This is a genomic window from Caballeronia sp. LjRoot29, from assembly GCF_964252755.1.
Lineage (GTDB): Bacteria > Pseudomonadota > Gammaproteobacteria > Burkholderiales > Burkholderiaceae > Caballeronia.
Genome location: NZ_CAXUPU020000029.1, coordinates 1 through 26,991 on the forward strand (window position 1 = coordinate 1; position 26,991 = coordinate 26,991).

The window sequence follows — 26,991 nt, forward strand, 5'->3', positions numbered from 1 at the left end:
CGCGGTCTCCGGCGTCTGGTTCATGCCGGGAATGAGGTTCGCGAGTGGGATAAACAGATACTTCACGGCGAGGCCAGCTTGTCGCGAAACCTTGGTAGCGGTCGCGGCACCGGGCGACACGGCGTATACGGCCATGCCGGAAGGTAGCCGGCGGGCCAGCGCCGCGACCCACCAAGCGACAATGAGCTTCGCGTCGGCATACGCATTGTTGGGCACGTACTTCACGTTCGGCCCGTTGCGCAGCAGGGCTTCCATAGCAGCGGTCAGGTCGCCCTGGTGGTATTTCGCAGCGAGTGCGTCCACGTCGGTGTACTTGAACATGGGTACGCCCCCTCGGGCAGGTTCCGCGCTGGCGATGACGATCCGCGCGTTGGGGCTAAGAAGGTTAGCGCGAAGCAACCCGACAGTCAGTTCATGATGGCCGATGAGCGGGGCCTGAGAAGCCTCGACGCCCGCCGCAGTGATCATGCGCGCCTTGCCAGGGACCATCCCGGCATTGAGCAGTAGGAAATCGATCGGCCGACCTCGCTTGACGAGTTCGGCGAGGGCGGACTGAACGCTGGACGGCGTGTCCAACTCCAGCTCCAGCGGCGTGAAGACCTGTCTTTTGGTTTCCGCCGCGAGCTGAGCGGCCGTTTCCTGGACTCGAGTCAGCCTGCGGCCAGTGACGATGATCTCGCGGTAGCCCCCGACGGCGAGCAAGCGGGCTGCCGTGTAACCGAGCCCGGAGGTGGCACCGGTGACGAGCACGATCGAATGTTCCATGGGCGTCTCAGTGGTGAAGGGGGAGGTCGAGTCGTGAGGCCTCGCGAGGCCCGGACGACTTGCTAATTTAGAACTATTCGGTTATATATTGATGCGATAAAAGTTGTCAAGGAGTTTTGAACCATATGATTCAAAATACCGCTAGGCCAGTGGGGCGACCGCGCAGCTTCGACGAGACGCGGGCGCTGGAAAAGGCGACTCAGGTGTTCTGGTCGAACGGCTACGACGGAGTGACGATTGACGATCTCGTCGCCGGGATGGGTGTGGGACGGCCGAGCCTGTATGCCGTCTTTGGGGACAAGCGGGCGATATTCTTGCGCGTCCTTAAGGCGTACGCAGAACGAAAGGGCGCATCAGCCGCGAAGGCGCTCCTCTCACCAAAGGGGCTTCGCGACTCGATCACCGGCTTTCTGAGGTACGCCGTCGAAAGTGCGACCGAGAAAGGGTCGGCCCGGGGCTGTCTTCTGATATGCATCGCGCCACTTGTGGACGACGCTGAGGTCCGGCAGTTTCTGCAAAAAGCGGCGACTGGTGGCGCCGCGCTGGTGGAAGGTCGTTTCCGGGACGCGATCACTGCCGGTGAAATCCCGCCTGACTTTCCTGCGGCCGTCCGCGCGCTCCAAGTCACCGATTTAGCGCGTGGGCTGACCATGCGTGCGCAGATGGGCACATCGCGCAAGACGCTCCTCATAGATGCTGAGGAAGCGGCCGACTTGGTGCTCCAACCGCGGCGTGGAAACGCGGGGCCAGAAAGTTGACGCCGGCGGTTAAGGGGCGTTGCGGGGCAGTAGGCTTTGGTAGTTGCCGCTCCGTGCGCCCCACAAACCCGATCAAGATCACGGTACAGCGAGCGGTTTTGCTAGCTGTTGCCGCCGATTCCGGTTAGTCCAATCAATTCCATGCTTTCGAGTCTAACTAACCGCGCGTTAGTCCAACCAATTCCGTTAACCGACAGGACGCCGGTGGAGCCGATGAAAAATTGATGCGAAGTGGCCCGGATTCCGACAGGAGTCGACATGCGTTCTGTCAAGAAAGGAGGCGCGTGAACTCGACCAGCAACCCTGCTCCGACCACGCTTCCAGCTGCCTGCTCGATCACCGATCGCATGCTGTACATCGTTTCCCGGATGATCGCAAATCGAGGTCTAGGCGACTTCGCTTGAGCCTCGATGGTTGCTATGTCAGCTTCGACTTCGCCCCGAGCCTCAGCCGGCATATTGAGCGCGTCCAGCTGTTCCCGCAGTCGCGCCATCAGGGCCGAGACCGCGACCAGGTCAGGTGGTGCCTGCACAAAGGTTTGCGTAGAGTCTGTCGTTGCCTGCTGGACCTGAGACTGTTGCATGCTGTGGATGACCGTCTGGTTCTGTGCGTAATACGCGACTGGAGCCGGCGTGGGCGGCTCAGGCATGCGCCGCTTCTCCTCATCCGAAAACGTCATGTCCTCTCCCAGCACGCCGCTGGTTTCCAGCCTCAGCGACCAGTCCAGGACGGTGTTGCGCACGGTATCGATAACGCCTTGAACGGCTGCGCCGCTGATGGCGGTCGCAGGTTGCATCTTGGGTCCTCCTCTCATCGCGTCCATCAAATCTCTCTCGACTTGTGGGACGAACGTCACCATGAATTCGCCCGATTTAGACGTCTCTGCAACCATGCTTTCCAGTTTCGCGATAGGGTCGAATATTGGCCGTTTCGACAGTCGCTCCGCCCACTTCGGTTCGGCAAATCTCAGCGGTTGCCAGCCTTGGTAGTAGGGATTGAAGACCTTGACCGAGCCGGAGAGCAACCGGTACTCCGGCAGTTGTTGGGCATCTTTGTACCCATTCATTTCGGCATCGACCCACTTTTCAAACTCGGCGACTCCGAGTTTTCGGGCGACGACAAAGGCCATGCGCAGCAGATGCGACACGCTGCCTTGGGTGTTCAACGCTTCGCGCTGTAGCTCTAAAACAAGTGAGGCCATCACACTCTCCATGTGGGGCAACATCGCAGTTATTTATGGCTGCATGGGTAGGAGGCAGCGAACGCCTGCGTAACGAACGGGCCAACGGGAAAGTCCCATTATTTGGGCGCGGAAATTCACTGAATGCCTCGGAATTGATTTCTTTAAACCGCGTCTCCGGGTCGCTGCAGACGCATAAGGGGCACAGTCGGAAGAACGCATTCGCTGTCAGGCGGCGATCGATCGGATTCCTCCGCAGATTCAGCGACATCCGTGATTGGAACGGGCTTTCCCGTCCAGCCGCATTTGTCGCAGGTCGGTCGCTCCCATTCAATTTCTGGATCGTCCTTATGGAAACCGCGCTGCGGTGACAGTCGCTGCGACCCACATGCTGGGCACTGCTCCGGCACACCGCGAATATGCTGAATGACGGCCGAGGTGCAAAGGCCGATCGCGTTTTCAGTAGATGAAACCGCCGCTTCCGCGTCATGCCAGTGCGAGGCCTTGGCATGTGTCAGCCAGTTCGTGAATTTCCACGCGCTTTCGAGCAGGGTTTTGAACAGGTGCCGCCTATGCTCGTGTGATGCGCCCGCAAGCGCGACGCTGCAGATGTGATCCGCCCACGCCTTCAAATCCGCCTTTTTCGGTGGCTCCTGGTCTGCGGTCCAGGGCAGTGCTGTTTGCGCCGCGTTGCTGAAAGTCAGCAACGCTTCCCGGCATCGGACACCGATCGACTGATAGTCGTTGATTTCCTGCGCCTGCGCGAGAGCGTCGGACGCTTCTTGCATGTAGCGATAACACTCTGCAAAAGGCTCGATTGGCAGCGCGGACAGTTTCTGCCGATCGTTACGCGGAATACGGAGGCAAAGGCCAACATGGAACGTGAGTGCCAGATCCATATTCGGAAACTGGTCCTGCGAGTACAGGTTCATCGGCTCGGTGATAACCCACCAGCGATTAACATTGGTGTGAACGTCCCACACGTCATGCCGGATGTGCAGCACGTTTTCCGCATACACCTTCTGGACCATTTTTACGGCTAGGTCTGGAGCCTGCCATTCCATATAGCTCGTAACGTGGTCAATCTCTGCTTGCGTAGCGGGTAGCATGCTGTTTCCTGTTGTCGATTTATTTTTCGCTGAGTGTCGAAAAAGTCCGAATCCTGAGGGCATCCCAGTTCAATGGAGCGACGCATGCCCCGCGCGCAGTCAGGTTGCCGATCGTTACTTTACGCCATCCGTACTCGCCAATACCCCCTATTACTAATGCGGTAATTGGGCGATGGCTATATCGGGAGTTGTGACCTCTCACTGGCCGGTTTTGTCAGTGGCAGGGGTCACGCCAATCCGCTCGCCCAGCAACTCACGCATCGCGCTTTCAAGCGCCTGGAGTTTGGTACCAATGGGCTCGGTTTGCTCCCAAAGGTGCCGTGCCATGTGCAGTGCTTCCGAGCCGTCCTTGCTTCGCCCGAAGTGAAATTCCCACGAGCGGGCGATCAAAGACAGCTCGTCACTGATTTCTCTGCATAAGACGACGATCTCGGCGGGTAAGTCCATGTAGTGCGCGGTTATCGAAGCCTTACATGCGAGAGCAGCCCCCTTCGTCCGCTCCGCTGCCAACGCGGAACCCTCACTAAAATTTGCCAATCGAGATCGGGTTCGGGCGAGCGCTGGAACCGTTGGCAGAATGCTCCGCCTGGCGTGTCGCCATATTTTTATACTATGTTCGCGACGAAGCACACCGATGACGGTCGCGAGTGGTACAAGTTTCCGTCCATCGACGCTATACCGCCCGAGATTTTCTACGAATATCCAACTCGCGATCTGGAATTTCGCAGAGCGCATGGGCATTCCGAATTCGAGATCATCACGCTCGATCTAAAGCAAGCTTTAGACGCCTTACCTCCGGGCGATGGACTAACCCTGAATCCGGCTCGTTGGTGCCGTGTGCGTCAAGACTTGAGTGAGGGATGGACATACATGCCGTGGATGGGATCCGATGAAGAAAAGCCTTCCCTCATTGATGGCCGGCATCGTATCGTCGCTATGATGAAATTTCTCGAACTCGAGAAGGCACCCTTCGTGGTTGAGTCGTGCCACGTGCCTGTGATTCGCGCATGGTTTGACGTCAAACCTGCCTGACCCTTCAGCCGCCAATGAACTACCCTTTCCCAAGAGGCTAGGAAGAAGCCCCAGATGATTGATAACCCGTATCCGAACGATTGGCGCGAATTGCAAAACGGCGTATGCCGCCTGTTCAATGAAATCGGCTTAACTGCATCCGTAGAGAAAGACATTCAAACCCCGAGAGGTACCGTTGCCGTCGACGTTTATGCGGTCGATGAACAGAGCGTTGACAAGATCAGGTACATCGTCGAATGCAAGAATTGGGGCAGCGCCATTCCTCAAACTGTCGTGCATGCATTCACAACGGTGATGGCGGAGACGGGAGCTAACATCGGCTTCATCGTATCGCTTCATGGCCTTCAGGCCGGCGCAATACGCTACACAAATAACACAAGCACCCACGGACTAACCTACCTAGAACTCCAGAAGCGTTACCTTCCGGTGTGGTGGGAGCGCCATTTCTGTCCCGCGGTTGGTGATGCCGCGGACGATTTGATGCAATATGTGGAGCCCTTCAACGGCGCCCGTGATCGGCAACTTGCTCTGCTCTCTGGAGCGAGCCGGCAGAAATACAAAGACCTAGTGAACGAATTCGGTACGTTCGGTATGACGCTGAGTTTCTTCAACATCGGGCAATATATCAACGCACGGCGAAGCCCAAACTTCACGGGAGACCTGTTAGTCCCATCGGAAGACGTTGAGACCTTCAAAGAGAAAATGCTCATGAAATAGTCGGCCTTGCAGAAGTTCGTGAGGCCTCGCCTGGCTTGGCGATGCAGTTAGTTGGCGGGTAATAGAACTCCCAGAACGAATATCGATCTGATAAAGATTCTGGGAGTTTCGGAGTGGTCGCCCATGAGCACGCCTGATTTCTTTCGTAGCCGTCTGGACGCGATGATCGATCTGCGTCACCCGCTTGCCGTGTTGGCAACGAAGATGTCGTGGGCTTCAATCGAAACGACGCTTGCTCCCCTGTTCGAGCGACGCTCACGCGATGGGCGGGTGAGCGAGGCGGTTGACCTGTTTGGCTCGAACTCGCTGGAACTTGCTGGTGGCGTCAGTGCGGCTGGACGTCCGCGCCTGCCTATGCGGCTGATGGTGGGTCTGCTGTACCTGAAGCACGCCTACAACGAAAGTGACGAAACGGTGTGCGAGCGCTGGGCGCAGGACGTGTATTTCCAGTTTTTCTGCGGCGAGGAGTATTTTCAGCCGCGCCTGCCGTGTGACCCGACCAACCTGGTGCGCTTTCGACAGGCGCTGGGCGAAGCCGGTGTCGAGGAGTTACTTGCGGCGACGATCGCGGCTGCGGTGCAGATGAAGGCGGTGACGCCGGTCGAATTCGAGCGCGTGATTGTCGACACTACGGTTCAAGAGAAGGCGATTGCGTATCCGACCGACAGCCGTCTGCTTGAGGTGTCGCGGGCCAGACTCGTGCAGTTGGCGCAGCGCGCCGGGTTGGCGTTGAAGCAAACTTACGAGCGTGAAGGCAAGCGGCTGCGGCGCCGCGCAGGCGGCTATGCCCATGCGAAGCAGTTCAAGCGCCTGCGTCGTGTACTCAAACGTCAGCGCACAGTCTTGGGACGGTTGCTGCGCGATATCGAACGCAAGCTGTCCGGGGCTTCGGACGAACGGCAGGCGCAACTGCACGTCTGGCTTGAGCGGGCCTGGCGCATTTGCCGCCAACGTCCAAAGGACAAGAACAAACTCTACGCACTGCATGCGCCTGAAGTTGAATGCATCGGGAAAGGAAAGGCGCGCCAGCCCTACGAGTTCGGCGTCAAGGTGAGCCTCGCGATCACGGAGAAACAAGGGTTGATCGTCGGAGCGCGGACGTTCCCCGGTAACCCCTATGACGGCCATACGCTTGCCGAGCAACTCGAACAGAGCTCCGTTCTGTTGCAGGATCTGCCCGGTACACCGCAGCCGAAGACCATATTGGTCGATCTCGGGTTTCGCGGCGTCGACGCGGAAGTATCATCAGTACACCTGATTCATCGTGGCAAACACAAGACGCTGACCAGCACGCAGCGCCGCTGGCTCAAGCGACGACAGGCGATTGAACCGATCATCGGCCATGTGAAGCACGACCACGGTATGCGTCGTTGCTGGCTCAAAGGGCAAACCGGCGATGCGCTGCATGCCGTGCTGTGCGCCACGGGCTACAACCTGCGCTGGCTGTTGCGTGCGATTGTTCGCCTGGGGCTGGGGCCCATCTTTTTTATCCTCGCCTGGCTGCATTGGATCGTTAATGTCCCGTCGCATCCGCTGCTTTCGCACCGGAAACGCTTCCGGCGCCTATCCTTCCCGCTCCCACAAAATGTCCCGGTCGGGGTCGTGCGTTAAGCAAACTGAATTTTGCAGGGCCGACGAAATACTGGCCAGAGTTTAAATGGAGGTCCAATACCTTTCGGGAGCTTCTCGAGGAGATCATAGTCAACGTGAACTTTGTCACCAACGAATCCAACAAATTGTTTGGCAGAAACATTTTTAAATCGGACCAAGACCCACCCTCACAAACCAGCTCGTGACAGGGATTCCGATCGGTTAATGGCCAAAGCGCGAGAATAGCCCTGACGAGTGGATGTGGTTCCCAGCTAAACAATCCTGAACCCCGTCGAACGAAGGCGGTCCTGACGTCTCAACTTTTCAGCGAACGTATCGATCACCTCGACGGGAAAACCTGTACTGCCTATCGTCAAGCGTTTGATGCTCTAAGAAGGTAAGCGCTAAACGATAGTTCAAATGCGCTTGAAAATTGTGGACTACGTCACCTATCGGGTTTCCGTCATGATCAAATCCCGGCGTTTCGACAACTTTTGCTACCGATGGCTTGATCCTGTTTTGTTCTTGCCGCCACAACTCAGCTACATATCCTGAGAAGCTACCATCGTGAAAATATACACACGAGGATGCGGAATGCAGTTGCAGTTTGTTCATCGATATAACATCGCGAGAGCTTCTTATTATAATTGTATTTCTCTTCATCCCGCGCGTCCTATACACCGCAGGATCTAGCAGAAGAAGGCTGCGGTCTGCGCATAGGGGGAATAGCACCAGCAATCCGGGAGTGTCGTAGCCCAAAACACCCCGGTACTTCACATCTCGATAGTGAGCGTTATAGAACACTACCGGCGCGTCGCTAAAAATGAAAGGACGGTTGGTTTTGTTGATTAGGAGCACAGGAACGAGATCCCGCAAGATCTGAGCGCTCTCCATTGCTACGTCCATTTCTAAAACTTGGGCGTCGATCACATCGTAGTCAATTGCCGCTGGCGAAAGCTCTGCATGATCTCCGGCGACATCAGTTCTATCGTGACCTCCGTTGCTCGCAATCTGCGAAAGCAGCTCGGCTAGCTTATTGCGCATCGGTTCGCCCGAGTCTCTCGCAGCACGCGTACGTGAGCGCTGAAGTGCGAGCCAAATCAGGATCTGATCGATATCATTTCCGGTCATCTGCGTTGGGTCGGGAACGATCTGCAAGGCACGTAATGAGGCACTGCACGCGCCTTCAATCTCGCCTAACGCAGCCTCAATCTGGTCGTTACCATAAAACCACGATTTGCTGGCTTGACTTTTAATTGGCGCTTTCGAAACCGTCTTGCCTGTCGAAACCGTTAGTGCGCATATGCTCCGTCCGTCCTTAGAAAAATATCTGAAATAGAACTGAGGCACGTAGTGGTGGTTTTTTCTGGAACTCATTCAATTTGGATCGTTGGCGGCTAGTGGCCATTGTCTATCGATCATTGATCGATGGCGTACTCATCTCATTTGTCCGTCTCGACTTCGAGCCGACTACATGCCTGAGTTTGTACCGCCGGATGTGCTATCACATTCGACGACAACTGTTTGATTAAGATGGCGGCCTCGTTCACTCGAGCGACCAACTGCGCACCCTCCGTGGGATGGAAGCGCTTGACCTTGTGTGCCTGTCCTCTTACACGGGGTAGATCCCGAATCAAGTGCTCCAAGTCAGCGCCGAGGGTTGCTGCTTTGACATATTGATGGACGAGTGCTCTTACCCTTGAGCGCTCAACCGCGGGTAACGATGCTTTTTCGTTGCTGACGAGCTTCAAGATCACTATCGCGTTCCCGTCATGCATAACTTTGTGTTTGGTCCGCTTTGCCTGTAAGCCTTTATGTCGGAGCATCCCGTAGACTTGACCTACCGCCCAGGCGATCTGATCATTCGGCATGCGCGACGTGCTGGACATCACTACATCATCGCAATGTCTAGAATAGGCTGTGACTCCCCGCTCCATCAAGCGACGTAAGAGCTTGGGCTCGACATCCCAGAGGGCTAGATTCGCGAGATAGCCACTTGTCGGCGCGCCCTGTTCAAGGTGACCATTTCGTGTTGTTACAGCAGTTAGGACTTCAGCGACCTCTTCAGAGAATGCAAAAAAACGACGCCATACGTCGAAGACGATCTCGGCTGTTACGCTTGGATAGAATTGGGTTATATCTTCTTTTATGACGGTGGCAGCGCCTGCGTGGAGTTCAACGTTCGATTTGTAGTCTTTGCCCGGAACGCCACCCGTTAGATACGGTGGGTAGATGACCCGACGCAGTATCGTCTGGTTAAGTCTTTGAAGCACAGCTTTGAGAGGTTGCCGCGTGTCATAGACGATACGCAAAGAACCATCTTCCTTCGGAATCCGTTGTGCAATATAGTACATCCCCGATGCGCGATGGGCGAGGTCGCGCAGAGCATCGGGACTCATCTTGAGAGACCGTCGTAAGGACTCCAAAGATTGAACGCGATCGTGAGGATATGACGGCGGAATCATGATCGATGAATGAGTTCAAGCGCGAGCGTTGAAAATTGTTGTTCTGTCTGCGCATCGAGACCGCGGAGTTCGCTTGCGTCAGACGCCAAGAAGATAAGTACAGGCATCGGCACCGCGAGCACGTTTGCAAGCTTGCTTACAATGTCGAGTGTCGGCTCGCGCTGCTTGTTCTCAATTCGAGATAAGTAGGACACGGATATGTCAGCGCCCTCGGCAACCGCCTCGAGCGACATGTCCTTCGCTGAACGACAAAGTTTTAAGGCTTTTCCGATATTCATATATTCACAACAAAAGTACGGGCCTTGTGTACATGGTCATCATTTCAAGAACGTCATGACGTTTGTCACTACGCTCAGCAGTGCCGCAAGCACCTGCAAGGCATCAGATGCCAAGCGGCGTGGATCGCAACCTGCCTTGTCGATCTCCTGCTTCAGTTGATCGACCTTGAACTGCATTTCACAAAATACATCGGTGTCGAGCTGACCGTGATGCTTGTGCAAGAGCTTTTCAAGCTCCTGAACAAGGTTCTTTAAATTACACATAGGTGTTCTCCGTCCAGGCACTATGCCTGCCGCCCAAGAGCAAAGACCGGAAAGGAGTCGCTCAACACCGCAAGGCCCGTAACCGACGAATGAGGTATTTGCCGCCCCTTACGCATTCGATGCATCAGGTTCGGACCGAGAGCCTAGATCCGGCCATTGGTCGCTACCTGCCGCACGCGATGCGTACGAGACCAGCACCTCGCAGGAGACCGCAGTTGCCTGCGCTGTTCCTATAGCCAGATGACGGGACATCCAGCGCCGAAAACTATCGGCAGCTAGCGGTCAATTTCTTAGACGTTGGAGAAAACTTAAAGAACACATGAGCGGAACGCTCATCCAGGTCCCATTAAAGCAGAGCAATCGTGATCTGTCAAATTTTTTGCCTGTCAGGCAAAAGTCGGCGGTTTATGTTTCTGTCGCGTGAGCCTCCGATACCGGCAATTGGTAGAGTCTGTGGCTTGCAGCGACGCCAGGACTAGAAGACATTCCCCGAAGTACAGATCTGGCCACATGCAGAGTGTTATTGCGTGTGGCTTGCAGATCGGGTGACGTCAGCGTTCAGGTGGATTAGCCGTCGACGGTCAAAGTCAGCAAGGGAAAACTCCCCTTCGCCAGCACCCGCATCAACCGCTGCTTGGCCCCCTCGATCCGGTGCTTGGGCAACGCGGCCAACTGCGCATCGTGCAGACGAAGGATCAACTCGACCCCTTCGCATTCTTCTTCGGCAAGTCGCCATTCGTCGGTCGCAGCAGCGTGCTTGATCACCGCCTTCACCGCCGACTCAGCGCGCGCAAATTGTTCGGTGTGCGTTACTCGCTGATCGGGAGCTAGCAAATCGTACGCGACGTACACCGTCTTCAACAGCTCGGCGATGAGGTCAGCGTTTCCCTTCCCGTGCCGCAAGGCAACGAGCGCCAAGTGATTGTGCAGCGACACCTTGCTGGCGAGCTCCGCGGACATGGGCAGCAACATCGCTCGCGTGAGCGGTGGGGTCGTCCGCCCGGCCTTACGTTTTTTTGGTTTACTCGCCATCGTCCCTTGACGGTCAGTTACCGCGCTCAGTTGTCACGCTTTCCGGTTGTCGCCGATTCGGCACGGCGCGCGTAATAGCCGGCCACCTCCTCGAGCACGCGCTTTTTCTCGGCCTGCACGTAGATCGACGTCGTCTGCAGCGATGCGTGACCCAATACCTTTTGCACGACATCAACCGGGACCTCGTCGGCCACCGACTGGGTCCCAAAGGTGTGGCGCATCGCGTGCGCGTTCACCGATCCCAGGATCACGCGTTCATCCAGACTCAGATCATCCATGGTCTCGACGATGATCGTCAACATGCGCGAGATTAGGCGATTGATGCCGTCGGCCGAATACCCCTGCTCCCCTTCGTTGATTCGCTGGTCATGTTTTGCCCCATGTTTGGCACGCGAGGCGGGCGTGCGCGGGATGGTGACGGGCGACAGCAAGGGACCTGACGGGTTGAGCAAATCGATCGGCGCCATGAAGTCTCGCCCCCGATCCGCCCAATGCGCTTTCAGCGCCTCGAGCGTCGCGATGCTGACCGGCACCGTGCGCTCTTTCTGCCGCTTGCCGATGACGGTCAGCTCCCACACCGGCCGTTCGAGCGTGCCGTAGATCGACACTCGGAGTTTTCCGCGCTGCGCATCCGCCGCTTCTTCACGGCGTAGGCCGGAGTCGCCCATTAACAACAGGGCTGCGCGAACGACGCGCCATTGCATGCCAAGCTTCGGATCACCGTCCTCGCCGCATCGCTTATCGAGCTCGTCGCGCAGGCGCCGCCAGAGATCGGCCGGCAGCGCACGATGGATCTGCATCGCCGTCTCCCGCTGAACAATCTTCGGATCGTTGACCGCCTTCCAGGGATTGCCCGCGAGGTAGCGGACATCGACCAACCAGGTGAACGCGGCACGCAGCGCGCGCGTGGCATACCGCTGAGACTCCGGCGACAGGTTTTCAGAAGCGAACGGCCGCCAGCGCGGCGAGCTACGACTGAACCGCTCGCCCACGAACCGCGGATCCGGCTTTTTCAGGAAATCCTTGTAGGCCTCGCAGTCATCGACCACCAAGGAACTCAACGCCTTGCCGCGCACCACCACCGACCACAATAAAAACCGCTCAAGCTCCTTGGTGTAGGCGCGCAGCGTTTTCGGCTGATCGCGATATTTGTTCAGATACGCGCGCGCAGCCTCCAGATCGTGGCGCGCCTGGATATAACAGAACGCGACCGATCGGTTTTCACCATCGATGCCGGACAGCCCATGTGGCACTGCCATGCGCTCGAGCGGAGTGAGGGTCAATCGAACCGGCGCGCTCCCCGACTGCCCTACTCCGCCAGCATCAACTTGATATGTTCCAGCCGGTCGAACCTCGACCACATCCGCGGCGACCATCGGATCGCGCGCGTAGTTGCCATCACTGACGTCGGCATCCACGCGAAGCCTGAGTTGCGTTTCGTGCCGACGCAACCAGGCGACGATCACCGCCGCGCGCCCCGCACCAATGCGCGGAATCGAGCGCCACCAGCTGCCGCCGCGCCGGTTGCAAAACGCGATCAAGGCACCGAGCGTCGCGATCCCCTCCCCCTTCAAGCGGCTTGCCACGCGCGGACGAAACCACCGCCCGATCGAATGTGATGCGTGGGGTGCTGCCGCCGCCAGCGTCGCCGCCTCGGTGACCATGCGAAAGGTCACGGCCGTCAGTTTCGGTTCGCCGTGTTTGCGCACCGATGCACGCAAGTGCTCCGCCAACGCCGGCGAGCCCTGCTCGATCGCGACCCTCACGAGCCCGTCGAGCATACCGCGCAGGTGCCGCTCCATTGTGGACGGCGTCGCGGCGAAAGTGTCTTCGTCGACGTCGTAATAGGTGCGTGCGATGATCGCCGGCGCCACGCGCTGCACGTATGCGCGCACCGCCGCGAGATCCTTGGCGGTGTAGCCGTAGGTCAGCGTGAGGACTTCACTCATTGGGGATTACTCACGCGGGCCGCCCTTGGGTTTGGACCCGCCTGGTGGCCGTGGCCGGAACCCCGCTAGTACGTCGTTGGCTTCAGCGAGGAAGACGTCAGGGAACGCCAGCGAGAGCTGCGTGAACGCCGCGCGCGTCGCGCCGAGCATCACGGCCAGTTGCGCGTCGGACGCCGACTCGCCCCACAGCACGCGCTGCACGAACGCGACACCGCCGTGCCGGGCGACCAGGCGCAACGCATAACCGAGCGACGAGGTGGTCGTGATTTCGGCACCGTAGGTGTCAGCCAGTGCGGTGAGGATCGCGAGCTCCACGCGATCGGGTCGACGGGGCACGTTGCGATGCCCATGCGCACGGGCAGTGACATCATCGGCCAGGTCGCCGATCAGACGGCTGGCCGCATCCAGGGCGCGGATGCCGGTCGCCTCCCCGGCCCGGAAGGCCGAGAGCGCGTCATCCAGGCGCAGCACGAGGCGCGCGGTCTCCGGGTTGAGCGGGGTCGCCTTATCGGACAGCGGGTCGGGCTGGGATTCGGACATGAGCGGGCGGGCCAAAAAGTGACCCTTAAATGGGAATTGTCGTATTTTAGCTCTCAAATGACATCCCGATAATAACAATTATCAGGCTTGAACGAACGTCCCAAAACGCCCTGGACATCCCCCAAAGCACACCAGAATGGGATTCAAGTCGTCACCGGGCGTGGGCCCGCGTCGACGGCGCGCGCAAAATTGCATACATGGCCGCCAGGTGGCGCTCCCCTACTCCATCAATACTTGCACCACGGCGGGAAAACCTAGGCGCTGATAGACCAAGCTGCCGGCAGACCGTGGAAAGATAAGGTTTTGTGTCGCCGCGCCCGCAGGCCTGCGCGGCTGCCGCGACCGCTGCGTCCCCGACCTGTTCACGTAGCCAGGCCAAGACCTGCCGATCGTGCTCGTTTTGCACCCGCACCCATTGTTCCATGGCGTCCTCCGAATCCTGTATGGATATACAGTGGTTGGAAGATAAGCCAGCGGTGTGACAGAGGCAAGAACCGGCGATTTTCGTTCAGATGATCGCTCCATCCTCGAGTGAATTCTGAGCAATTCCGCGCTGGACTTTGCCTGACGGCCCTTCGGCATCGCTCCACACCAGAAAGTTTACTTGCGTTTACCGTTTACGATCGCTAATCTTCACGACAATTCGACCGTGCCGGTCCATTCCGGCTGAACCGGTCCAATCATCGAGAACGGTACTAAAGCCAATGGACACGAGCCTCGCGCACCCCGGGAAAACTACCGCCGACGATCTTACGCGCCTTGCGCACTTGTCGGATGTAATGCTCCAGAAGATCCGAGACGAGATGCTTGAACCCTTTCCTCGGAAAGAGCCGCCCTTAATCACGTCGGCACGGGTTCAAGAGATGTGCGGAATCGACAAGCAGAGGATGGCCTACGTTCTAAAAAAGGGTGAGTTGCCAGAGGGACGCCAGACGCGGGCAGGCTCTCCCCGATCGTTCTCAGTCGCCGAGACAATTGAGTGGATCAAGGCTGAACTCAAGCCCACAAAACGTCAAGGTCCGGCCAAAGTGCTAGCCGTCGCTAATTTCAAAGGTGGCGTCACCAAGACCACGACGTCAACGCTGCTCGCGCAGGGGTTGGCGATGCGTCGGGGGCGACGGGTACTGCATATCGACCTCGATCCGCAGGGTAGCGCGACAACACTTTATGGGATCAACCCCCATGCAGAGGTGGACGCGTCTCAAACGATCATGCCCTTAATCGAGGCGTACTTAAACAACGAGTCGTTCGATATGCGGGGCCTTCCGGCGCCGACCTACTGGCCCAATTTAGATCTCATCCCGTCATCAACCGAGTTGTTCAACGCGGAATTCATGCTGCCCGCGCGGGCATCGGCAATTGACCACGCGGTGAGGTTCGAGCAAGTTTTGCACGACGGTCTCGCGAGCCTGAAGGACGAGTACGACTACATCATTATCGATACTGCGCCAACTCTCAGTTACCTGACGATCAATGCCGTCTTCGCGGCCGACGGAGTGATTGTTCCTGTTGTCCCCGACATGCTTTCATTCGCCTCAATGGTCCAATTCTGGCATTTGTTCGCCGATCTAATTAACGGCATGAAGGCGTTCGGGGACGAGCGAACCAAAGAATTTGATTTCGTGGATGTGCTTGTTACGCGCTCGACGCCAAAACCGGCCGCGCAAGTTTTGCAGGCTTGGATTTCACAGATCTACGGTTCACGCGTTATTCCTGTCGAGATCCCAGAAACGGACCTCGCGAGGAACACTAACATGCGATTCTCCACGATATACGACCTTTCGAATTACGAAGGCGGCGCAGAGACTCTGCGACGAATTCGTTCTCCGGTCGACCAGCTTGTGGACCGGGTCGACGATAAGGTAAGTGCGATGTGGGCACGAGGAGCTTAACTATGTCTTGGATAAAGGATCAGGCCGCGAAAGCGTCTAACATTCAACTGACGGAGGCCGACCATGCACGTGCCAGCGCGGCAAAGCCTGGTGGCCCGCGAACGGCGCCCGGACAGTTAATGAACCTACAAGCTACCGCAGCCTCGCAGCGTGAAGAGATCGAACGTCTCAAAATCGCGCTCCAAGGCGCTGCCAAGGTCAAACTCCCCGTCTCTCGATTGCACGAGGTTCCGCATCGACGCCGACGGTTGACGGTCGAGCAGTACGGCGAATTAAAGGCGAACTTGGAGAAGTACCCGCTCTCGACTCCCGTGAGCGTTGAGGTGCGTCCAGATGGTGACTGGAACATCATCGCGGGAAACAATCGTGTCGCTGTCTATCGAGAGCTCGGACGTGAGGAAATAGAAGCGAACGTCTTAGACATAGAAAGCTCCTTGGTTGAACGCGTAGCTTTTTTCTCGAACTTGTTGTCTCCATCGCTTTCGGATTTCGAAAAATATTGGAATTTCAAACGCCTCCAACAAGACACCGAGTTGAACCGCAAGGAGCTCGCCGAGGCTGCTGGACTGGCCGAGTCACACGTCAGCCGCATCTTTGCTTTCGAAGGCCTTCCCGACGAGGCAAAGGAGATTCTGGCCGAACGTCCAGAGAGATTGGGAAGCCACGCTGCCGCCAAGCTCGCGAGCGCTGCAGCGGCCGGCAGAAGTAAAGAAGTGATAGAGGCAATTCGAAGGCTGGTAGACGACGTCGCTTTTACGCAGGAAAACGCGGTTAAGCATGCGATCTCAAAGCCTCAAGAACAGGACAGAAATGTTCCACCCCCCCTCGTGGTGAAGGTAGGTAAGAAGAAATTTTGCGAGATTACGACTCGCAACGGCGTTATTGGCGTGAAGCTAAACGACGAGGCCGATCAAGCCGAGCAGTGGGCGAAAGATATACAAAAATTCATCGAAAGCACATTGAAGTCGCGTGCCTGAGTAGCGATTCCCATTGGGAATTCGTTAGCAATCAATAAGTTATAGAAATGGAAATGAGCGTCATAGGTGACTGATTTTCGATTCCCAATGGGAATTGTCGAAAAATCAATCAGTTAGGCATTGAGAACCGGTCGCAGGAGCCGCCATGATGAAGTTCTGACCGTTTAAAAGACAAAAGCCTTCGGGTGGAACCGAAGGCTTTTGAACATTGGGCTTGCTGTCGCTCGCCCTCCTACTGCACTTCCCCGATTGGATTCGGGTCAGGCTTTGACACCTCGAAGTGTAACGGATAGCGATAGGCAGTCAAGCGCTTCTCTTCCATTTTTATAGAAATGGACGTGTGGATATGCTTATCGCGCAACTTTCCGTTGCTAGCGAGGATGTTGATCGCCCTCGCCTACCTGAAACACCGACGGCTGAAACTGATCAGGACGCACTCGAAGAATTTGCCTGCGACCGCTCAAATCTGCCGTGGGTGATCTTTCGCGCAGCACACCGCGCCACGCATGCAACAGCGCTGCCCGCGCGCGCTCGTGCAGTGCTGGCCGCCCTTGCTCGCACAGTCGATGCCAACCGCCCCTATGCCGCTATATTTGCCCGCCGTGAATTATTGACGGGCAGGGCCATGCAATCCATGCGCACCTTCTATCGCAGCCTCGATGACCTGGAAGCAGCTGACCTCATCGTCCGCCAGCCTCAGAAACGTCATGGTGACGCTGGACTATTCGGCCGCGCCTATCTGCACCTGACCGAGAAAGCGACGTTTGTACTGGGTTTTGTCGAGCGTCAGATGACTGCGGACAACGCGAGCGCAACGACGCGAGACAGCGCTAATACACAGGCAGCGCTTTCTTTGAGTCGTCCGTCTGCCACCGTGGCAGACGGAGCTATATATAAAGATCTTGACCCTAAGATTCAAAAGAGACAATCAGGCACCGTCCCTGGCGATCTCACGCGCTTGCTGAACCTGGGTTTTCATGAATTTTTGATTTTTAAGCTGATGCGCGAAGCCAAGCTGCATTCGAAAATACTCTCCGACGTGGTGGAAGCCACCTGGGAGCACCTGCGTAAAGCCGAACGGCCCATCAACTACCTTCGGACCCTGCTGCGCTCGCCGGTCGATTTTGGCCATCAGATACGGGTCAAGCAGGCGAGCGCCGAGCGTGCCCGTCGTGAGCATCTCGACGCGATCGAGATTGAACAGACCCTCGCACGGTGCGCAGATCAAATCTTCATCGATATCGCCGGTCAACGTCAGATCATAATAGGGGAGGGCGGGGCGTCCATGACTGTTCACAACTCGTCCGAATCTGCTGCGCGCCTTGCGGCAGGAAACTGGAAGCCGGCTTTTGTCGCAGCCCTCAATGCCGGCAGAATCCGGCTCGCCAAAGTTGAAGACCAAGAGGCATTTGCTGCACGTCGCCGCGACCGCCTTGGCCCAAGCACGGGCTCCGGACGTTCTGCACTGAAGCTCGTTCCTTCCCGCGTCCTGACTCCAGAAATCCATAATCGCCTGGCTCAGATGAAACAGTTGCTGCGCAACGCAGAGGGGAAGGGCGGACGCTATTCCTAATGCGATTGAAACAGCCCGCTGAGCGCGGCGGTGGATCCTGCTATCAGGGATACTCGTTGCTGAGGCGTACCCGGCCAAGACGCGAACTGCTATACATTGCTCATACATTGTATAGCGAGTAAAATAAGGCTTGCCGTCCAGTAACTTGAGTTATTCGAAAGGGGGTCAGAATGCCAAAAGAAGTGACGATGGCCTTTCGCGTCGAAGAAAACTTGCGCGAGAGCTTCCATGAAAGCGTGCTGCTCGATCATCGCCCTGCTTCCCAAGTATTGCGCGATTTTATGCGTGCCTACGTCGAGCAGACTAACAACAAACAGCGCGGCGAACCGGAGTCGCCCGCGAAGGTTGCGATCAGTCCCACAGAGCGGCGACGTCGCGAGCAAGCCGTAAGCTTTGCGCGAGCCTCCATCGGCCTCGAAGGATTGCAGGCGAGCGATGGGCTCGAAGCGTCCGCGGCGCAATTTATAAATGGTGATAGCGACTTGGCGGCGTTCCTGAAAGGCTCCCGTGAGCATGCACGGGACAGGTAAGCCACTTACCAAAGAGCAACGAGATCAGCTCGAAGCGGACCTGACCTTTCCGCGCATCGTTGAGCTGGAGCTGAACCCGGTTCAAGGCCAGTTTGACGCTGCGCATCTGAAGGAAATCAATCGCCGCATCTTTCAGGATCTGCCTGGCGCCGGTCTCACGGACGTAACGCCCGGGCAGTATCGACCGGCCTCACCGGCAGGCAAGGACTGGTACAAGAATCGCGGCTTGTCGGTGGCGGAAAAGGAGACATTTTTCGTCGCGTATTCGAGCATGGACGCATCTGCACAGACCCGTCTCGATACGGCGCTGCAAAGCGCCGATCCTGCCAACCTAGGCAAGCTGAAAACTAAAGGCTTTACAGACGCAATCGCGAAGCTCTACGTCGAGCTGGACTATCTTCACCCATTCAGTGACGGCAACAGCCGAACGTTACGTACGTTCACCAGACAACTCGCGCGCGAGGCCGGCTACAGCATTGATTGGGAGCGATTCAACAAGACCAAGGGTGGCCGCGATGTCCTATATATCGCGCGAGACCTGAGCGTAAATGCACTCGCGGAGCCGCACCTGCAAGATGACAAAACGCGCCTTGCGATCAAAACAAGCATGTTGATGCTCGATGGAAATCGGACACTGCCTGAGCTTCTTACCGATGTCGTGAGGCCGTTACGGGCCATTGCCTTCGAACAATTGCCGGAACGTGACGCACTGCAGGATCACCCGGAACTGGTCGACGCCTACAAGATGTTGCACGCTGTAGTGACCCATTTCAAACATGCTCTGGCGACGGACGCGAACGCACAAGAACAGGCCATCCGAAGCGCGAAGCAGAAATTGGTGGAGCGGTTAAACGAAGGTGAGACGCACAACTTTGCGTAGCTGTATTGAACACTGACGTTCTTCCGGCTATCAAGAACTGCGCCGTACAGGTCCAGCCCAGTTCCGATCCAGCCATTCTTTCCGATGACGTCATCTGAGAGTTAAATCTATGCTATCGAGGTCGAGAGCGTCCGGTGCGAGTCCAAACCGGACGCTGGCCGGGAGACGCTTGTTGCGTGGGTGTGGTCGCGCTGGTAGGGCAGAGGAGAACCGGATCTGTTGTTCGCGGAGGTGGCCGGTGTGCCGCAGGCCGAGGTAGACGCAGTCAACCCGATCGCTGCATTATCCCGATCAAGCCAGAGAACATTGACGGGTGGTGCGTCTGGATTCTAAGAGCGCCGTGGCGTGACGCGATCCTTGATAATCGCGACACCGTTTTATGTGCGTCGGATGGCGGCCTGAGAGTTGTCCACATAAACTGTGGACAGGCCTGTGGAAAACAAGCATGCACGTCACGCAACCCGTTGTAGTTAGGCTGCTTTTGCTTCGCGCCTTAATTTAAGCCGCGGGCGATCCAATGCCGGCTACGGTGTTGACATGGTCTATGAGGACATGAAGTGTGAATGGAACAGTGCGGATAATAATCGACTTGGTTTTTGACCTCGACTGCCTCACGACCAACAGGCTGCACGAGTTGGGATACTTCAAATCCGATTTGGAAACCCCTTATGCTCGTTTCGCTACGCTGTACACCGCGTGGAGCGAGCAGTACTGCCCATGGTGCACACAATCAAGGTGTCACGCCAGCTGACGGAAAACTCAAAATTTCCTGCAGCGCAACCCGTCATGCAGGAGATCAACAGGGTCGGTTCAGGGATCGCGGAACGCTATACCGGCGCAATCATTACGTATTGCGAAGAGTTGCGGATGTTCGGCATCGGGGCAATCGCCGGGATGACATTCGCGCGTGCCTGCGCGTTACGAATTGCCGCAAGCGGGTAGTGATAGCCTTCGACGTCGACGCGGAGCAGGTCTCCGTGATCGACATTTTCTACCGCGGACGAGACTTTGAGACAGTCGTGCAGGGCGATACTGACAATTCGTGTAGCCGCGGGAGTACGAGACGTAGCCGTCGGTCGGCGCACCACACCGCACGTGTTGCGCCATTCGGGGTGCCCGTCTATGAGCCAGGCGGAAAAGGAGCGCGTGCGACGCACACTCGCCGGCTACTATCAACGGATAACCTACGCTGCCGCGACGCGGTTTGAACACCATTAGTCGCGGCCTTGGTTCGATCCGTCCGGCTGGCGCGAGGCCCGCACGTGCTGCCTCAGCGGATCGGACTACTCGCGGACTTCCCAGATCTTGCCCAGACCTGCTACCTCGCACAGGATCGCCCAGGCCGCGTAGGGGATATGCGACTCCTCACTTATCCATCGCCGAACTTGCCGGCCGCCCCCTTTTTCGCTCAAGCCGACCAGATCCGCGACCGCCCGACCGGTTAGTCCCGTGCGACCTATGACCTCACGTATCTCAACACCGGTTGGTTGCTGCCAGCCTTGTACCCACGGCAGCAGGCATTCGGGGCGAATACGTGTGTGGAAGTCGTTATTCATTTTTTCCTTTTTGCGCGGAGTCTATTTCTTAAAGCCACCGTGGCGGGTGTTCGCCTTCCTTTACGTCAATAGGGCCTGCGCGGTGATCACGGTGCGCCCATGCACGACGATGAAGGTCCAGAAGATCGCGGGCCATGCTTTCCGAGTCTGCGGCCGAAAAGTGCAGCTCGATCGGAAGCTGGCGTGCAGGATCCCCGTCGAGCGCCACCACCAGCGTGATATCTCGATAACCCGGTGCTTCCTGATTCGTCACATAGCGGGCCTGATAGCGTTCGCCATGAACCAGTGCAGGCTCCGGCGCGGGGCGCTTGTCCAGATTCCAGCGCGAGATTATCTGCTGCCAGCGCTGTCCACCGCCAGGAAAATAGCCGTGCACTTCAACGGTTGGCCGGTGATCGAGCCGCAGCACGGCGAGACAGTGCTCGAAGAGATCATCGTCCAGCGCCCGAAGCGCCGTGAGATCGAAGCGGTAGTCGGTGCCGTTGTACAGGCCCGCGAGAAATTCCGCGACAGTCTCCGCCTGGTCGGTGCCGCTCTCGGCAACGTCGACGAGTTGCAGGAGCGAATCCAGGCCGCGGTCGCGATCACCGGCGCGTATCTCCGCTGCGCGCTGCGCCGACGTCTGGCCGCCGTGCGCTTTCGCAAAGAATTCCGTGACGGTGTGCTGGAACGCCTCAAGGAGGTGCTCTGGCACGTCGCTGGTGATTCGGTGTGTTTTCGGGCGGGGCGGAATGTTCATGGTGTTACCTTGATTGTCCGGAATAGGGGGCTTCGACTTCGTACCCGCCTTCGGTGATAAAAGGGGCGATGCTAAACGACACCGTTGCATCGGGGGCATCGGTCAGCGCAAGACCGGCAACCATGTCGCGGAAATATTCGCTACTGTACCCAACGCCAGTTCTTTGCGTCCGTTCGCGCCAGGCCACAACCATGGGGCCTTGAGACGTCCCAGTCCGTCGGCGCCAGCGTAAATCGTTCTGCTTTCCATGTCTGGTCCTGTTCAGTCAGTCCGAATATGCGATCGTACGACAGCGCCGGGCTCGGCGGTCCACAAGCCGATCCAGGATCCAGCCCCCACGGCTTCGCCGCGGAGGAAACACGCAGCCCGCTGCTGCTTGACGACCCCGGCTGGTCTGCCTGGGCCGTACCGGATCGTCCCGGCGCTACTGCGCCGCGCCGGCGCTCTCCCCGCGCCTACTGGCGCGAGTCCCCGTGCGCCTCGATCCGGGCGTGCCGGCGCGCGCGTGACGCGTGCGGTTACCCGGGCTCAAGGTTTGGCAGGAAGGGGGTATCTCTACCGGACGGCTGAGACGCGCATGCCGCTGATGCTACTTTCGGCCAGGTATGAGCCTGAATGAAATACCACCGCCGCCCATGGATTCAGGGGCATTTCCTGTACCGGGCAACGGCCCCGGTGTGAACCGGGGCCGACGTGGATTATTCCTGACGCCGGGCGAGTTGCGCCCGCTTGAGTTCGCCCGGTGCGCCGAATTCGAAATTATCGACCGTGAAGTTGTAGCTGTAGCGTTCGATGCCTTCACCGTCCGTGAAATCGTTGTTCGACAGCTTCGCTTCAACGATCAGTTGATCGCCCTTCAGAACGTTTCTGGCGATGGCCTCACCGCGCGAACCGAACGCCGTAAACTGGATTCTCACCTGACGCTCTTTTGCTTCGCCGCTGCCTTCGTCGCGACCGGCGTACTCGTTGGAAATCAGTGTGAATTTGGTCACCTTCGAATCACCGTGGTTCGCAAGCACGGGAGCGGCGGCAACACGGCCAGTAAAAAAAAGCTTGTTCATGATTTGTACTCCTGATAGTTTGAGTGAAACAGAGGGAGACGTTCGTTAAAATCCCGGCTCGGGTAGGACAGGCTGCGGGGCACGGGGCGGCACGCGATCAAACTCAGAGAGAGCGTTGCGGGCTATCGCGCGCAACTCGTCCCGACGCATGTCGATTGAGTGGCCGTCGCGATCCAGCATGTTCGCAATCCGATGGAGTGCTTCGGCGGAGCGCGCTGCGGCATCGGCGGACAAGGCCATGCGGAACAGTTCCGCGCGCACCAGGGAACGATCGCCGTACTGATAGACGGCCAGCAGCGGAAGGAGGGCGGTTAGCCACGTTGGGCGGATGTGAGCGGTATCCATATCGGTTTCCAAAGTGAGGTCACGCCCGGCCCGAAGGCCGGGCGCACCTGTCAGCCGCGCAGGCGGCACAGTTCGTCGGCGAGCACCCAGAGGGCGCGGTTGAGCCTGATGTTCTGATCAATGCCGGTCACGGCTCGGGTGGTGGTTGCCCGGCCATTCGCATTACGACCGCGCAGGCCGCCGTTGATCATGTTTTCCTGCACGCGGTTGAATGTCGTCCACAGGTCTGGTGCGCGATCCTCCATGCGATGCGGTGTTAGAAGTTGCTGCTCAGTGATGGGCGCGGGCTTGTCGTCGTCGTACCGCAGCGTAAGCGCGGCCCGTGCGAAAGCGGTCTGTTCGCCGTCGGTCAATGCCAGACCGGCCATCCCCTCGCGCTGATCGGTCGCTGCCTCAAAGCTGTTGAGCACCTTGAACGCTCCCTCGATCACCTCGCCGATCACGTCACCCTTGTGAGGCACGCGGATATCGCCAACTGTGTCGCCGCAGACCATGCCGTTCTGGCACACGAACCGGAACATCCCGGCGATCATCTGGTAGCTGCTGCTGCCATCGTGACTGTTCAGGAGGATGATTTCGTTGGCTTCACGTCCGGTGATCTGGTCGGCGTGGCGCAGGCGGACCAGATGTTTCGTATGCGCGCGTTTGTCGTCGTTACGCACGCGGGTCTGGCAGACCATGAAAGGCTGAAATCCTTCCTTGCGCAGGCCGTCCAGCACATCGCTGGTTGGAATATAGCTGTAGCGTTGCGAGCGGCTTTCGTGCGCGGATAGCGCGAAGATCGACGGTGCAACGTTCGCAATCTCGTCGTTCGTGAGCGGGCGATCCGAACGCGTGCCAACAGCGTTGTGGCTGAAGCGGCTTGTTAGGTAAGTGGTATCCATGCTGTTCCCCTATCTCAGGATCAGCCCCAGCCCACTGGCCAGGGCCGTGGATGGTCAATGCGTCAGTCGATGGCGCGAAGGATGTTGGCGGCTTCCACGTGCTGCGTCGCGTAGGCGCGAAGCGCGTGGTAGTGCCCGATGATGCTGTCGTCGTGGCGCAGTTCGGCTAGATGGCAGAGCGCAAAGAGCGTCACGACGATGCCGAAAGCGTCGGCACCCATCATGTCGTTGTAACCGTTGAGGTGCCAGCGGACATAAAGCCGTTCGCACTGCTCGGGAGCCATGTAAAAGCCACCGTTGGAGAGCTGGAAGAAGCTCCACGAGCCGCCGTCATAGGCGCTTGCGAGGCGATGCGCCCATTCATACACCAGCGCCTCGCCACGCAGAGAGTGAGAACCAAGATAGTGCGGCAGGAAGTTGGGGCGCAGTTCCTCAGGCACGACAGACGAGGTGATCGCGTCAACAGAGTTTGCTTGAGTCATCGGTTTTTCTCCGGTTAGTGACCGAAAACAGTTCGGCCTCAGTTCTTATTATAGGGCAAATTGCCCTAATGTAAAGTTGATAGCAGTCGAAGCAGTGAATTTTTTTTAATTAACTTTTCATAGTGATTGATTATTAATATGATGAATTTTATTTTAAAATAGGGCAAAGTGCCCTATTATGATTGTGAGGCCGGAAGCTACTTCTGGTCACTAACCGGAGAAAAACCGATGGAAGCATCTGAACGAAAGGCAGTCGTGGCAGCTAGCAGCGTCCTGGACGCGCTTGAAACCAGCTTCGGCAGGGAAGCGCGGATCGAATACCTCCCGTACGGACGGCTGTGCCGCTCGCCGCTGAACGTACGGAAGAAGCCACCCACAGGCATCGAGTCGCTGGCTGAAACCATTTCGGAGAAAGGCCTAATGCAGAATCTCGTCGTGCACGAGATGAAAGGCCGCGCGAAGGTGCCGAAGCTCGGCGTGTGCGCCGGGCAGCGGCGGCTCGCCGCGCTAGACCTGCTGTTCTCGCAGGGGCGGATTACCAAGGACTATCAAGTGCCAGCGCTGGTCGTCAGCGAAGGCGAGGCGGTGGCCGCGTCGCTGATCGAGAACCGCGAGCGGGAGGCCATGCATATCTCAGATGAAAGCGTCGCTTTCCGGTTGCTCACGGAGGAGGGCAAAAGCGTCGCGCACATCGCGGTCCTGTTCAAGGTGTCGGAAATGGTTGTGCGCCGTGCGCTAAAAATTGCCAACCTCGCTCCGACGCTGCTGGACCTGCTGCGCGACGACACGATGGACTACGAACAGGCGAAAGTGCTGGCGCTCGCTGACGATCACGCAACGCAAGAACGCGTCTGGAATGATGCGCACAACGCGTGGCAACGCCGCCCCTCCGAGCTGCGCGCGGCGATCACGAAGGCCGAGATCGATGCACGCGACAGTGCACTCGCGAAGTTCGTCGGGCTGGACGCGTACGAGGCGGCAGGCGGCTTCGTTCGTCGGGACCTGTTCAGCGACGGCGAGCACGCCGGGTACATCGCGGATGCCGACCTGCTGCACCGGCTCGCGACCGACCGGCTCATCGAGGTTTCGCAAACCGTTCAATCCGAAGAGGGCTGGTCATGGGTGGAGACGCGCACGCGCGGCGACGCAAACGAACTGATCCGTTATGGCCGCGTGCATTCGACCACGCGCAAGCCGACGAAGAGCGAAAAGGCCGAGCTTGCGGCACTGGTCGCGACACGCGACGCGGCGCACATGGAACTGAACGCGTACTACGACGAAGACTGCGAGGAAGATGAGGCACGACACGACCGCCTGAGTACGGCTGTCGATGTTGCCACGCACGCGGTCGACCAGTACGCCGCGCGCTTCGAAGTGTTCGGACCAGAGGACATGCAGCGGGCCGGGGCGTTCGTCTATCTCGATGACGATGGTTTCGTGACCATCGAGCGCGGCCTGATCCGGCCGGAGGAGAGGGCAGTCGCACGCGGTGACGATGCCTTGCCGGTGACGGCAACGGGGCAATCCGGCAGGCCTGCGCGTGTGACTCCGCTGCATAACGAAAAGCTGTGCCGCCGCCTGACGGCACACCGCACGGCGGCGATCCAGACCGAACTGGTGAGGCATCCGAACGTCGCACTCGCGGTGCTGATGAGCCGCATGATTCCGGTCGTGTTCGAAGAACACTATGAACGGCAGTATCCGGAGCACGCGATCGAGGTTGACCTGCGCACATCGCGCGGTGCACTGGTGAAACACGCCGACGACATGGCCGACAGCGTGGCGTGGAAGGAGATCGAGGCCGAGCGCGCGAAGTGGATGCGCATGCTTCCGGCGCGCGCGGATGCACTGCTGCCATGGCTGCTCGACCAGGGTTCCGACATTCAGTCGAATCTGTTTGCGTTCTGCGTGGCGGCCACCGTCGATGGTATCGATGGATCCGACCGCTCACACGCCGTCAACAGCCTTGCCGACGTGCTGAACGTGGACCTGTCGTATTACTGGAAGCCCACGCGCGCGAGCTACTTCGACCACGTGTCGAAATCGCGCATCGCGGCCGTGCTGCGCGAGCATGTATCACCGCAGGCCGCCACCGAGGTGCAAGGCATGAAGAAGGACTCGGCGGCGGCTGCCGCCGAAGTGCGGATGGCCGAGTCGGGCTGGCTACCCGAAGTGCTTGCGAACCGCGCGGTGCCGGAATTCCGGTCGTATGCGTGGGAGGATGATGACGCAGACGGTGAAGCGGACGACGAAGCGCACAACGGGGGCGCTGATCCGGATGACGTGATTGATGAGGCCGGGCACGAAGCTGGCGACGATCACGAAGGACTGGCCGAAGCCGCATAGACGACTGTAGCTGTTCACAAGTGAAGCCGTCCGGGTGCAAACCCGGG

At 58.1% G+C, this 26,991-nt stretch carries 29 protein-coding genes; 11 read left to right on the plus strand and 18 right to left on the minus strand.

Annotation, left to right across the window (positions count from 1 at the left end; all coding sequences use genetic code 11):
- A partial coding sequence (locus tag ACSQ83_RS25970) for an SDR family NAD(P)-dependent oxidoreductase (protein ID WP_436230096.1) occupies nt 1-765 on the minus strand: 765 nt, incomplete at its 3' end.
- A 125-nt stretch (nt 766-890) separates the two neighbouring features.
- On the opposite strand from ACSQ83_RS25970, the gene ACSQ83_RS25975 reads away from it, so the two are divergent.
- Nucleotides 891-1,523 carry a TetR/AcrR family transcriptional regulator gene (locus ACSQ83_RS25975; RefSeq protein ID WP_436230097.1) on the plus strand — a complete coding sequence of 211 codons (633 nt, stop codon included), beginning with the start codon at nt 891-893 and terminating at the stop codon, nt 1,521-1,523.
- A gap of 268 nt (nt 1,524-1,791) precedes the next feature.
- Here the strand turns inward: ACSQ83_RS25975 and ACSQ83_RS25980 are convergent, their stop codons facing one another.
- The 3 genes from ACSQ83_RS25980 to ACSQ83_RS25990 form a co-directional block, all read right to left on the minus strand.
- Nucleotides 1,792-2,724, minus strand: a complete 933-nt coding sequence (locus ACSQ83_RS25980) for a hypothetical protein (protein WP_436230098.1) — start codon at nt 2,722-2,724, stop codon at nt 1,792-1,794.
- A 143-nt stretch (nt 2,725-2,867) separates the two neighbouring features.
- Nucleotides 2,868-3,767: a hypothetical protein gene (locus ACSQ83_RS25985; RefSeq protein ID WP_436230099.1), complete on the minus strand. Its 900-nt coding sequence runs from the start codon at nt 3,765-3,767 to the stop codon at nt 2,868-2,870.
- A 243-nt stretch (nt 3,768-4,010) separates the two neighbouring features.
- Complete coding sequence (locus ACSQ83_RS25990; protein ID WP_436230100.1) at nt 4,011-4,259, minus strand: hypothetical protein; 249 nt, start codon at nt 4,257-4,259, stop codon at nt 4,011-4,013.
- Between the two features lie 165 nt (nt 4,260-4,424).
- On the opposite strand from ACSQ83_RS25990, the gene ACSQ83_RS25995 reads away from it, so the two are divergent.
- From ACSQ83_RS25995 to ACSQ83_RS26005, 3 genes are all read left to right on the plus strand, one after another.
- Nucleotides 4,425-4,844 (plus strand): hypothetical protein, encoded by a 420-nt coding sequence (locus ACSQ83_RS25995; protein ID WP_436230101.1) that lies wholly within the window; start codon nt 4,425-4,427, stop codon nt 4,842-4,844.
- A gap of 54 nt (nt 4,845-4,898) precedes the next feature.
- Complete coding sequence (locus ACSQ83_RS26000) at nt 4,899-5,561, plus strand: restriction endonuclease (protein ID WP_436230102.1); 663 nt, start codon at nt 4,899-4,901, stop codon at nt 5,559-5,561.
- Nucleotides 5,562-5,684: 123 nt separating this feature from the next.
- Entirely contained in the window at nt 5,685-7,172 is a 1,488-nt protein-coding gene (locus ACSQ83_RS26005) for an IS5 family transposase (RefSeq protein WP_436230103.1), read from the plus strand.
- 303 nt (nt 7,173-7,475) lie between these two features.
- On the opposite strand, the gene ACSQ83_RS26010 is transcribed toward ACSQ83_RS26005, so the two are convergent.
- The 7 genes from ACSQ83_RS26010 to ACSQ83_RS26040 form a co-directional block, all read right to left on the minus strand.
- Nucleotides 7,476-8,528 (minus strand): DUF4238 domain-containing protein, encoded by a 1,053-nt coding sequence (locus tag ACSQ83_RS26010; protein WP_436230104.1) that lies wholly within the window; start codon nt 8,526-8,528, stop codon nt 7,476-7,478.
- A gap of 65 nt (nt 8,529-8,593) precedes the next feature.
- Nucleotides 8,594-9,550, minus strand: coding sequence for a reverse transcriptase family protein (locus ACSQ83_RS26015; protein ID WP_436230105.1), 957 nt, complete (start codon nt 9,548-9,550; stop codon nt 8,594-8,596).
- 62 nt (nt 9,551-9,612) lie between these two features.
- Entirely contained in the window at nt 9,613-9,894 is a 282-nt protein-coding gene (locus tag ACSQ83_RS26020) for a helix-turn-helix domain-containing protein (protein ID WP_436230106.1), read from the minus strand.
- A gap of 39 nt (nt 9,895-9,933) precedes the next feature.
- Nucleotides 9,934-10,158 (minus strand): hypothetical protein, encoded by a 225-nt coding sequence (locus ACSQ83_RS26025; RefSeq protein ID WP_436230107.1) that lies wholly within the window; start codon nt 10,156-10,158, stop codon nt 9,934-9,936.
- Between the two features lie 567 nt (nt 10,159-10,725).
- Nucleotides 10,726-11,118, minus strand: coding sequence for a hypothetical protein (locus tag ACSQ83_RS26030; RefSeq protein WP_436230108.1), 393 nt, complete (start codon nt 11,116-11,118; stop codon nt 10,726-10,728).
- A gap of 98 nt (nt 11,119-11,216) precedes the next feature.
- Nucleotides 11,217-13,139 carry a phage integrase family protein gene (locus ACSQ83_RS26035; RefSeq protein ID WP_436230109.1) on the minus strand — a complete coding sequence of 641 codons (1,923 nt, stop codon included), beginning with the start codon at nt 13,137-13,139 and terminating at the stop codon, nt 11,217-11,219.
- 6 nt (nt 13,140-13,145) lie between these two features.
- Nucleotides 13,146-13,679, minus strand: a complete 534-nt coding sequence (locus tag ACSQ83_RS26040) for a hypothetical protein (protein WP_436230110.1) — start codon at nt 13,677-13,679, stop codon at nt 13,146-13,148.
- 704 nt (nt 13,680-14,383) lie between these two features.
- On the opposite strand from ACSQ83_RS26040, the gene ACSQ83_RS26045 reads away from it, so the two are divergent.
- The 6 genes from ACSQ83_RS26045 (at nt 14,384) to ACSQ83_RS26070 (ending at nt 20,473) form a co-directional block, all read left to right on the plus strand.
- Nucleotides 14,384-15,571 (plus strand): ParA family protein, encoded by a 1,188-nt coding sequence (locus tag ACSQ83_RS26045; RefSeq protein ID WP_436230111.1) that lies wholly within the window; start codon nt 14,384-14,386, stop codon nt 15,569-15,571.
- Between the two features lie 2 nt (nt 15,572-15,573).
- Complete coding sequence (locus tag ACSQ83_RS26050) at nt 15,574-16,548, plus strand: ParB/RepB/Spo0J family partition protein (RefSeq protein ID WP_436230112.1); 975 nt, start codon at nt 15,574-15,576, stop codon at nt 16,546-16,548.
- A 346-nt stretch (nt 16,549-16,894) separates the two neighbouring features.
- Nucleotides 16,895-18,121, plus strand: coding sequence for a replication protein O (locus tag ACSQ83_RS26055; RefSeq protein ID WP_436230113.1), 1,227 nt, complete (start codon nt 16,895-16,897; stop codon nt 18,119-18,121).
- Between the two features lie 170 nt (nt 18,122-18,291).
- Nucleotides 18,292-18,651 (plus strand): antitoxin VbhA family protein, encoded by a 360-nt coding sequence (locus tag ACSQ83_RS26060; RefSeq protein WP_436230114.1) that lies wholly within the window; start codon nt 18,292-18,294, stop codon nt 18,649-18,651.
- On the plus strand, nt 18,635-19,531 hold the full coding sequence (locus ACSQ83_RS26065; RefSeq protein ID WP_436230115.1) for a Fic family protein: 897 nt from the start codon (nt 18,635-18,637) through the stop codon (nt 19,529-19,531). The genes ACSQ83_RS26060 and ACSQ83_RS26065 overlap by 17 nt, the downstream gene beginning before the upstream one ends.
- Before the next feature lie 717 nt (nt 19,532-20,248).
- Nucleotides 20,249-20,473, plus strand: a complete 225-nt coding sequence (locus tag ACSQ83_RS26070) for a hypothetical protein (RefSeq protein WP_436230116.1) — start codon at nt 20,249-20,251, stop codon at nt 20,471-20,473.
- Between the two features lie 341 nt (nt 20,474-20,814).
- Here the strand turns inward: ACSQ83_RS26070 and ACSQ83_RS26075 are convergent, their stop codons facing one another.
- The 7 genes from ACSQ83_RS26075 to ACSQ83_RS26105 form a co-directional block, all read right to left on the minus strand.
- The gene (locus tag ACSQ83_RS26075) at nt 20,815-21,087 is read right to left on the minus strand and encodes an XRE family transcriptional regulator (RefSeq protein ID WP_165108104.1); all 273 of its coding nucleotides are present in this window, start codon (nt 21,085-21,087) and stop codon (nt 20,815-20,817) included.
- Between the two features lie 28 nt (nt 21,088-21,115).
- Nucleotides 21,116-21,826 carry a DUF7673 family protein gene (locus ACSQ83_RS26080; protein WP_436230117.1) on the minus strand — a complete coding sequence of 237 codons (711 nt, stop codon included), beginning with the start codon at nt 21,824-21,826 and terminating at the stop codon, nt 21,116-21,118.
- 102 nt (nt 21,827-21,928) lie between these two features.
- Nucleotides 21,929-22,075 carry a hypothetical protein gene (locus ACSQ83_RS26085; RefSeq protein WP_436230118.1) on the minus strand — a complete coding sequence of 49 codons (147 nt, stop codon included), beginning with the start codon at nt 22,073-22,075 and terminating at the stop codon, nt 21,929-21,931.
- A gap of 449 nt (nt 22,076-22,524) precedes the next feature.
- Nucleotides 22,525-22,887 (minus strand): single-stranded DNA-binding protein, encoded by a 363-nt coding sequence (locus tag ACSQ83_RS26090; protein ID WP_436230119.1) that lies wholly within the window; start codon nt 22,885-22,887, stop codon nt 22,525-22,527.
- Nucleotides 22,888-22,932: 45 nt separating this feature from the next.
- The gene (locus ACSQ83_RS26095; RefSeq protein WP_436230120.1) at nt 22,933-23,232 is read right to left on the minus strand and encodes a hypothetical protein; all 300 of its coding nucleotides are present in this window, start codon (nt 23,230-23,232) and stop codon (nt 22,933-22,935) included.
- A 50-nt stretch (nt 23,233-23,282) separates the two neighbouring features.
- The gene (locus tag ACSQ83_RS26100; protein ID WP_436230121.1) at nt 23,283-24,116 is read right to left on the minus strand and encodes a DUF932 domain-containing protein; all 834 of its coding nucleotides are present in this window, start codon (nt 24,114-24,116) and stop codon (nt 23,283-23,285) included.
- Nucleotides 24,117-24,178: 62 nt separating this feature from the next.
- Entirely contained in the window at nt 24,179-24,598 is a 420-nt protein-coding gene (locus tag ACSQ83_RS26105; RefSeq protein WP_436230122.1) for an antirestriction protein, read from the minus strand.
- A 228-nt stretch (nt 24,599-24,826) separates the two neighbouring features.
- Here ACSQ83_RS26105 and ACSQ83_RS26110 point away from each other — a divergent pair, with 228 nt between their 5' ends.
- Complete coding sequence (locus ACSQ83_RS26110) at nt 24,827-26,944, plus strand: ParB/RepB/Spo0J family partition protein (protein WP_436230123.1); 2,118 nt, start codon at nt 24,827-24,829, stop codon at nt 26,942-26,944.
- The last annotated feature ends 47 nt before the right edge of the window (nt 26,945-26,991 follow it).

Coding starts and splice junctions, on each gene's coding strand:
- ACSQ83_RS26025 (WP_436230107.1), bottom strand. CDS start 10,158: ATGTGTAATTTAAAGAACCTTGTTCAGGAGCTTGAAAAGCTCTTGCAC.
- ACSQ83_RS26060 (WP_436230114.1), top strand. CDS start 18,292: ATGCCAAAAGAAGTGACGATGGCCTTTCGCGTCGAAGAAAACTTGCGC.
- ACSQ83_RS25990 (WP_436230100.1), bottom strand. CDS start 4,259: ATGGACTTACCCGCCGAGATCGTCGTCTTATGCAGAGAAATCAGTGAC.
- ACSQ83_RS25985 (WP_436230099.1), bottom strand. CDS start 3,767: ATGGAATGGCAGGCTCCAGACCTAGCCGTAAAAATGGTCCAGAAGGTG.
- ACSQ83_RS26050 (WP_436230112.1), top strand. CDS start 15,574: ATGTCTTGGATAAAGGATCAGGCCGCGAAAGCGTCTAACATTCAACTG.
- ACSQ83_RS26095 (WP_436230120.1), bottom strand. CDS start 23,232: ATGGATACCGCTCACATCCGCCCAACGTGGCTAACCGCCCTCCTTCCG.
- ACSQ83_RS26105 (WP_436230122.1), bottom strand. CDS start 24,598: ATGACTCAAGCAAACTCTGTTGACGCGATCACCTCGTCTGTCGTGCCT.
- ACSQ83_RS26010 (WP_436230104.1), bottom strand. CDS start 8,528: ATGAGTTCCAGAAAAAACCACCACTACGTGCCTCAGTTCTATTTCAGA.
- ACSQ83_RS26100 (WP_436230121.1), bottom strand. CDS start 24,116: ATGGATACCACTTACCTAACAAGCCGCTTCAGCCACAACGCTGTTGGC.
- ACSQ83_RS26035 (WP_436230109.1), bottom strand. CDS start 13,139: ATGAGTGAAGTCCTCACGCTGACCTACGGCTACACCGCCAAGGATCTC.
- ACSQ83_RS25980 (WP_436230098.1), bottom strand. CDS start 2,724: ATGGCCTCACTTGTTTTAGAGCTACAGCGCGAAGCGTTGAACACCCAA.
- ACSQ83_RS26045 (WP_436230111.1), top strand. CDS start 14,384: ATGGACACGAGCCTCGCGCACCCCGGGAAAACTACCGCCGACGATCTT.
- ACSQ83_RS25995 (WP_436230101.1), top strand. CDS start 4,425: ATGTTCGCGACGAAGCACACCGATGACGGTCGCGAGTGGTACAAGTTT.
- ACSQ83_RS26020 (WP_436230106.1), bottom strand. CDS start 9,894: ATGAATATCGGAAAAGCCTTAAAACTTTGTCGTTCAGCGAAGGACATG.
- ACSQ83_RS26015 (WP_436230105.1), bottom strand. CDS start 9,550: ATGAGTCCCGATGCTCTGCGCGACCTCGCCCATCGCGCATCGGGGATG.
- ACSQ83_RS26080 (WP_436230117.1), bottom strand. CDS start 21,826: ATGAACATTCCGCCCCGCCCGAAAACACACCGAATCACCAGCGACGTG.
- ACSQ83_RS26085 (WP_436230118.1), bottom strand. CDS start 22,075: ATGGAAAGCAGAACGATTTACGCTGGCGCCGACGGACTGGGACGTCTC.
- ACSQ83_RS26065 (WP_436230115.1), top strand. CDS start 18,635: ATGCACGGGACAGGTAAGCCACTTACCAAAGAGCAACGAGATCAGCTC.
- ACSQ83_RS26040 (WP_436230110.1), bottom strand. CDS start 13,679: ATGTCCGAATCCCAGCCCGACCCGCTGTCCGATAAGGCGACCCCGCTC.
- ACSQ83_RS26030 (WP_436230108.1), bottom strand. CDS start 11,118: ATGTCCGCGGAGCTCGCCAGCAAGGTGTCGCTGCACAATCACTTGGCG.
- ACSQ83_RS26070 (WP_436230116.1), top strand. CDS start 20,249: ATGGTGCACACAATCAAGGTGTCACGCCAGCTGACGGAAAACTCAAAA.
- ACSQ83_RS26075 (WP_165108104.1), bottom strand. CDS start 21,087: ATGAATAACGACTTCCACACACGTATTCGCCCCGAATGCCTGCTGCCG.
- ACSQ83_RS26055 (WP_436230113.1), top strand. CDS start 16,895: ATGCTTATCGCGCAACTTTCCGTTGCTAGCGAGGATGTTGATCGCCCT.
- ACSQ83_RS26090 (WP_436230119.1), bottom strand. CDS start 22,887: ATGAACAAGCTTTTTTTTACTGGCCGTGTTGCCGCCGCTCCCGTGCTT.
- ACSQ83_RS26110 (WP_436230123.1), top strand. CDS start 24,827: ATGGAAGCATCTGAACGAAAGGCAGTCGTGGCAGCTAGCAGCGTCCTG.
- ACSQ83_RS25975 (WP_436230097.1), top strand. CDS start 891: ATGATTCAAAATACCGCTAGGCCAGTGGGGCGACCGCGCAGCTTCGAC.
- ACSQ83_RS26005 (WP_436230103.1), top strand. CDS start 5,685: ATGAGCACGCCTGATTTCTTTCGTAGCCGTCTGGACGCGATGATCGAT.
- ACSQ83_RS26000 (WP_436230102.1), top strand. CDS start 4,899: ATGATTGATAACCCGTATCCGAACGATTGGCGCGAATTGCAAAACGGC.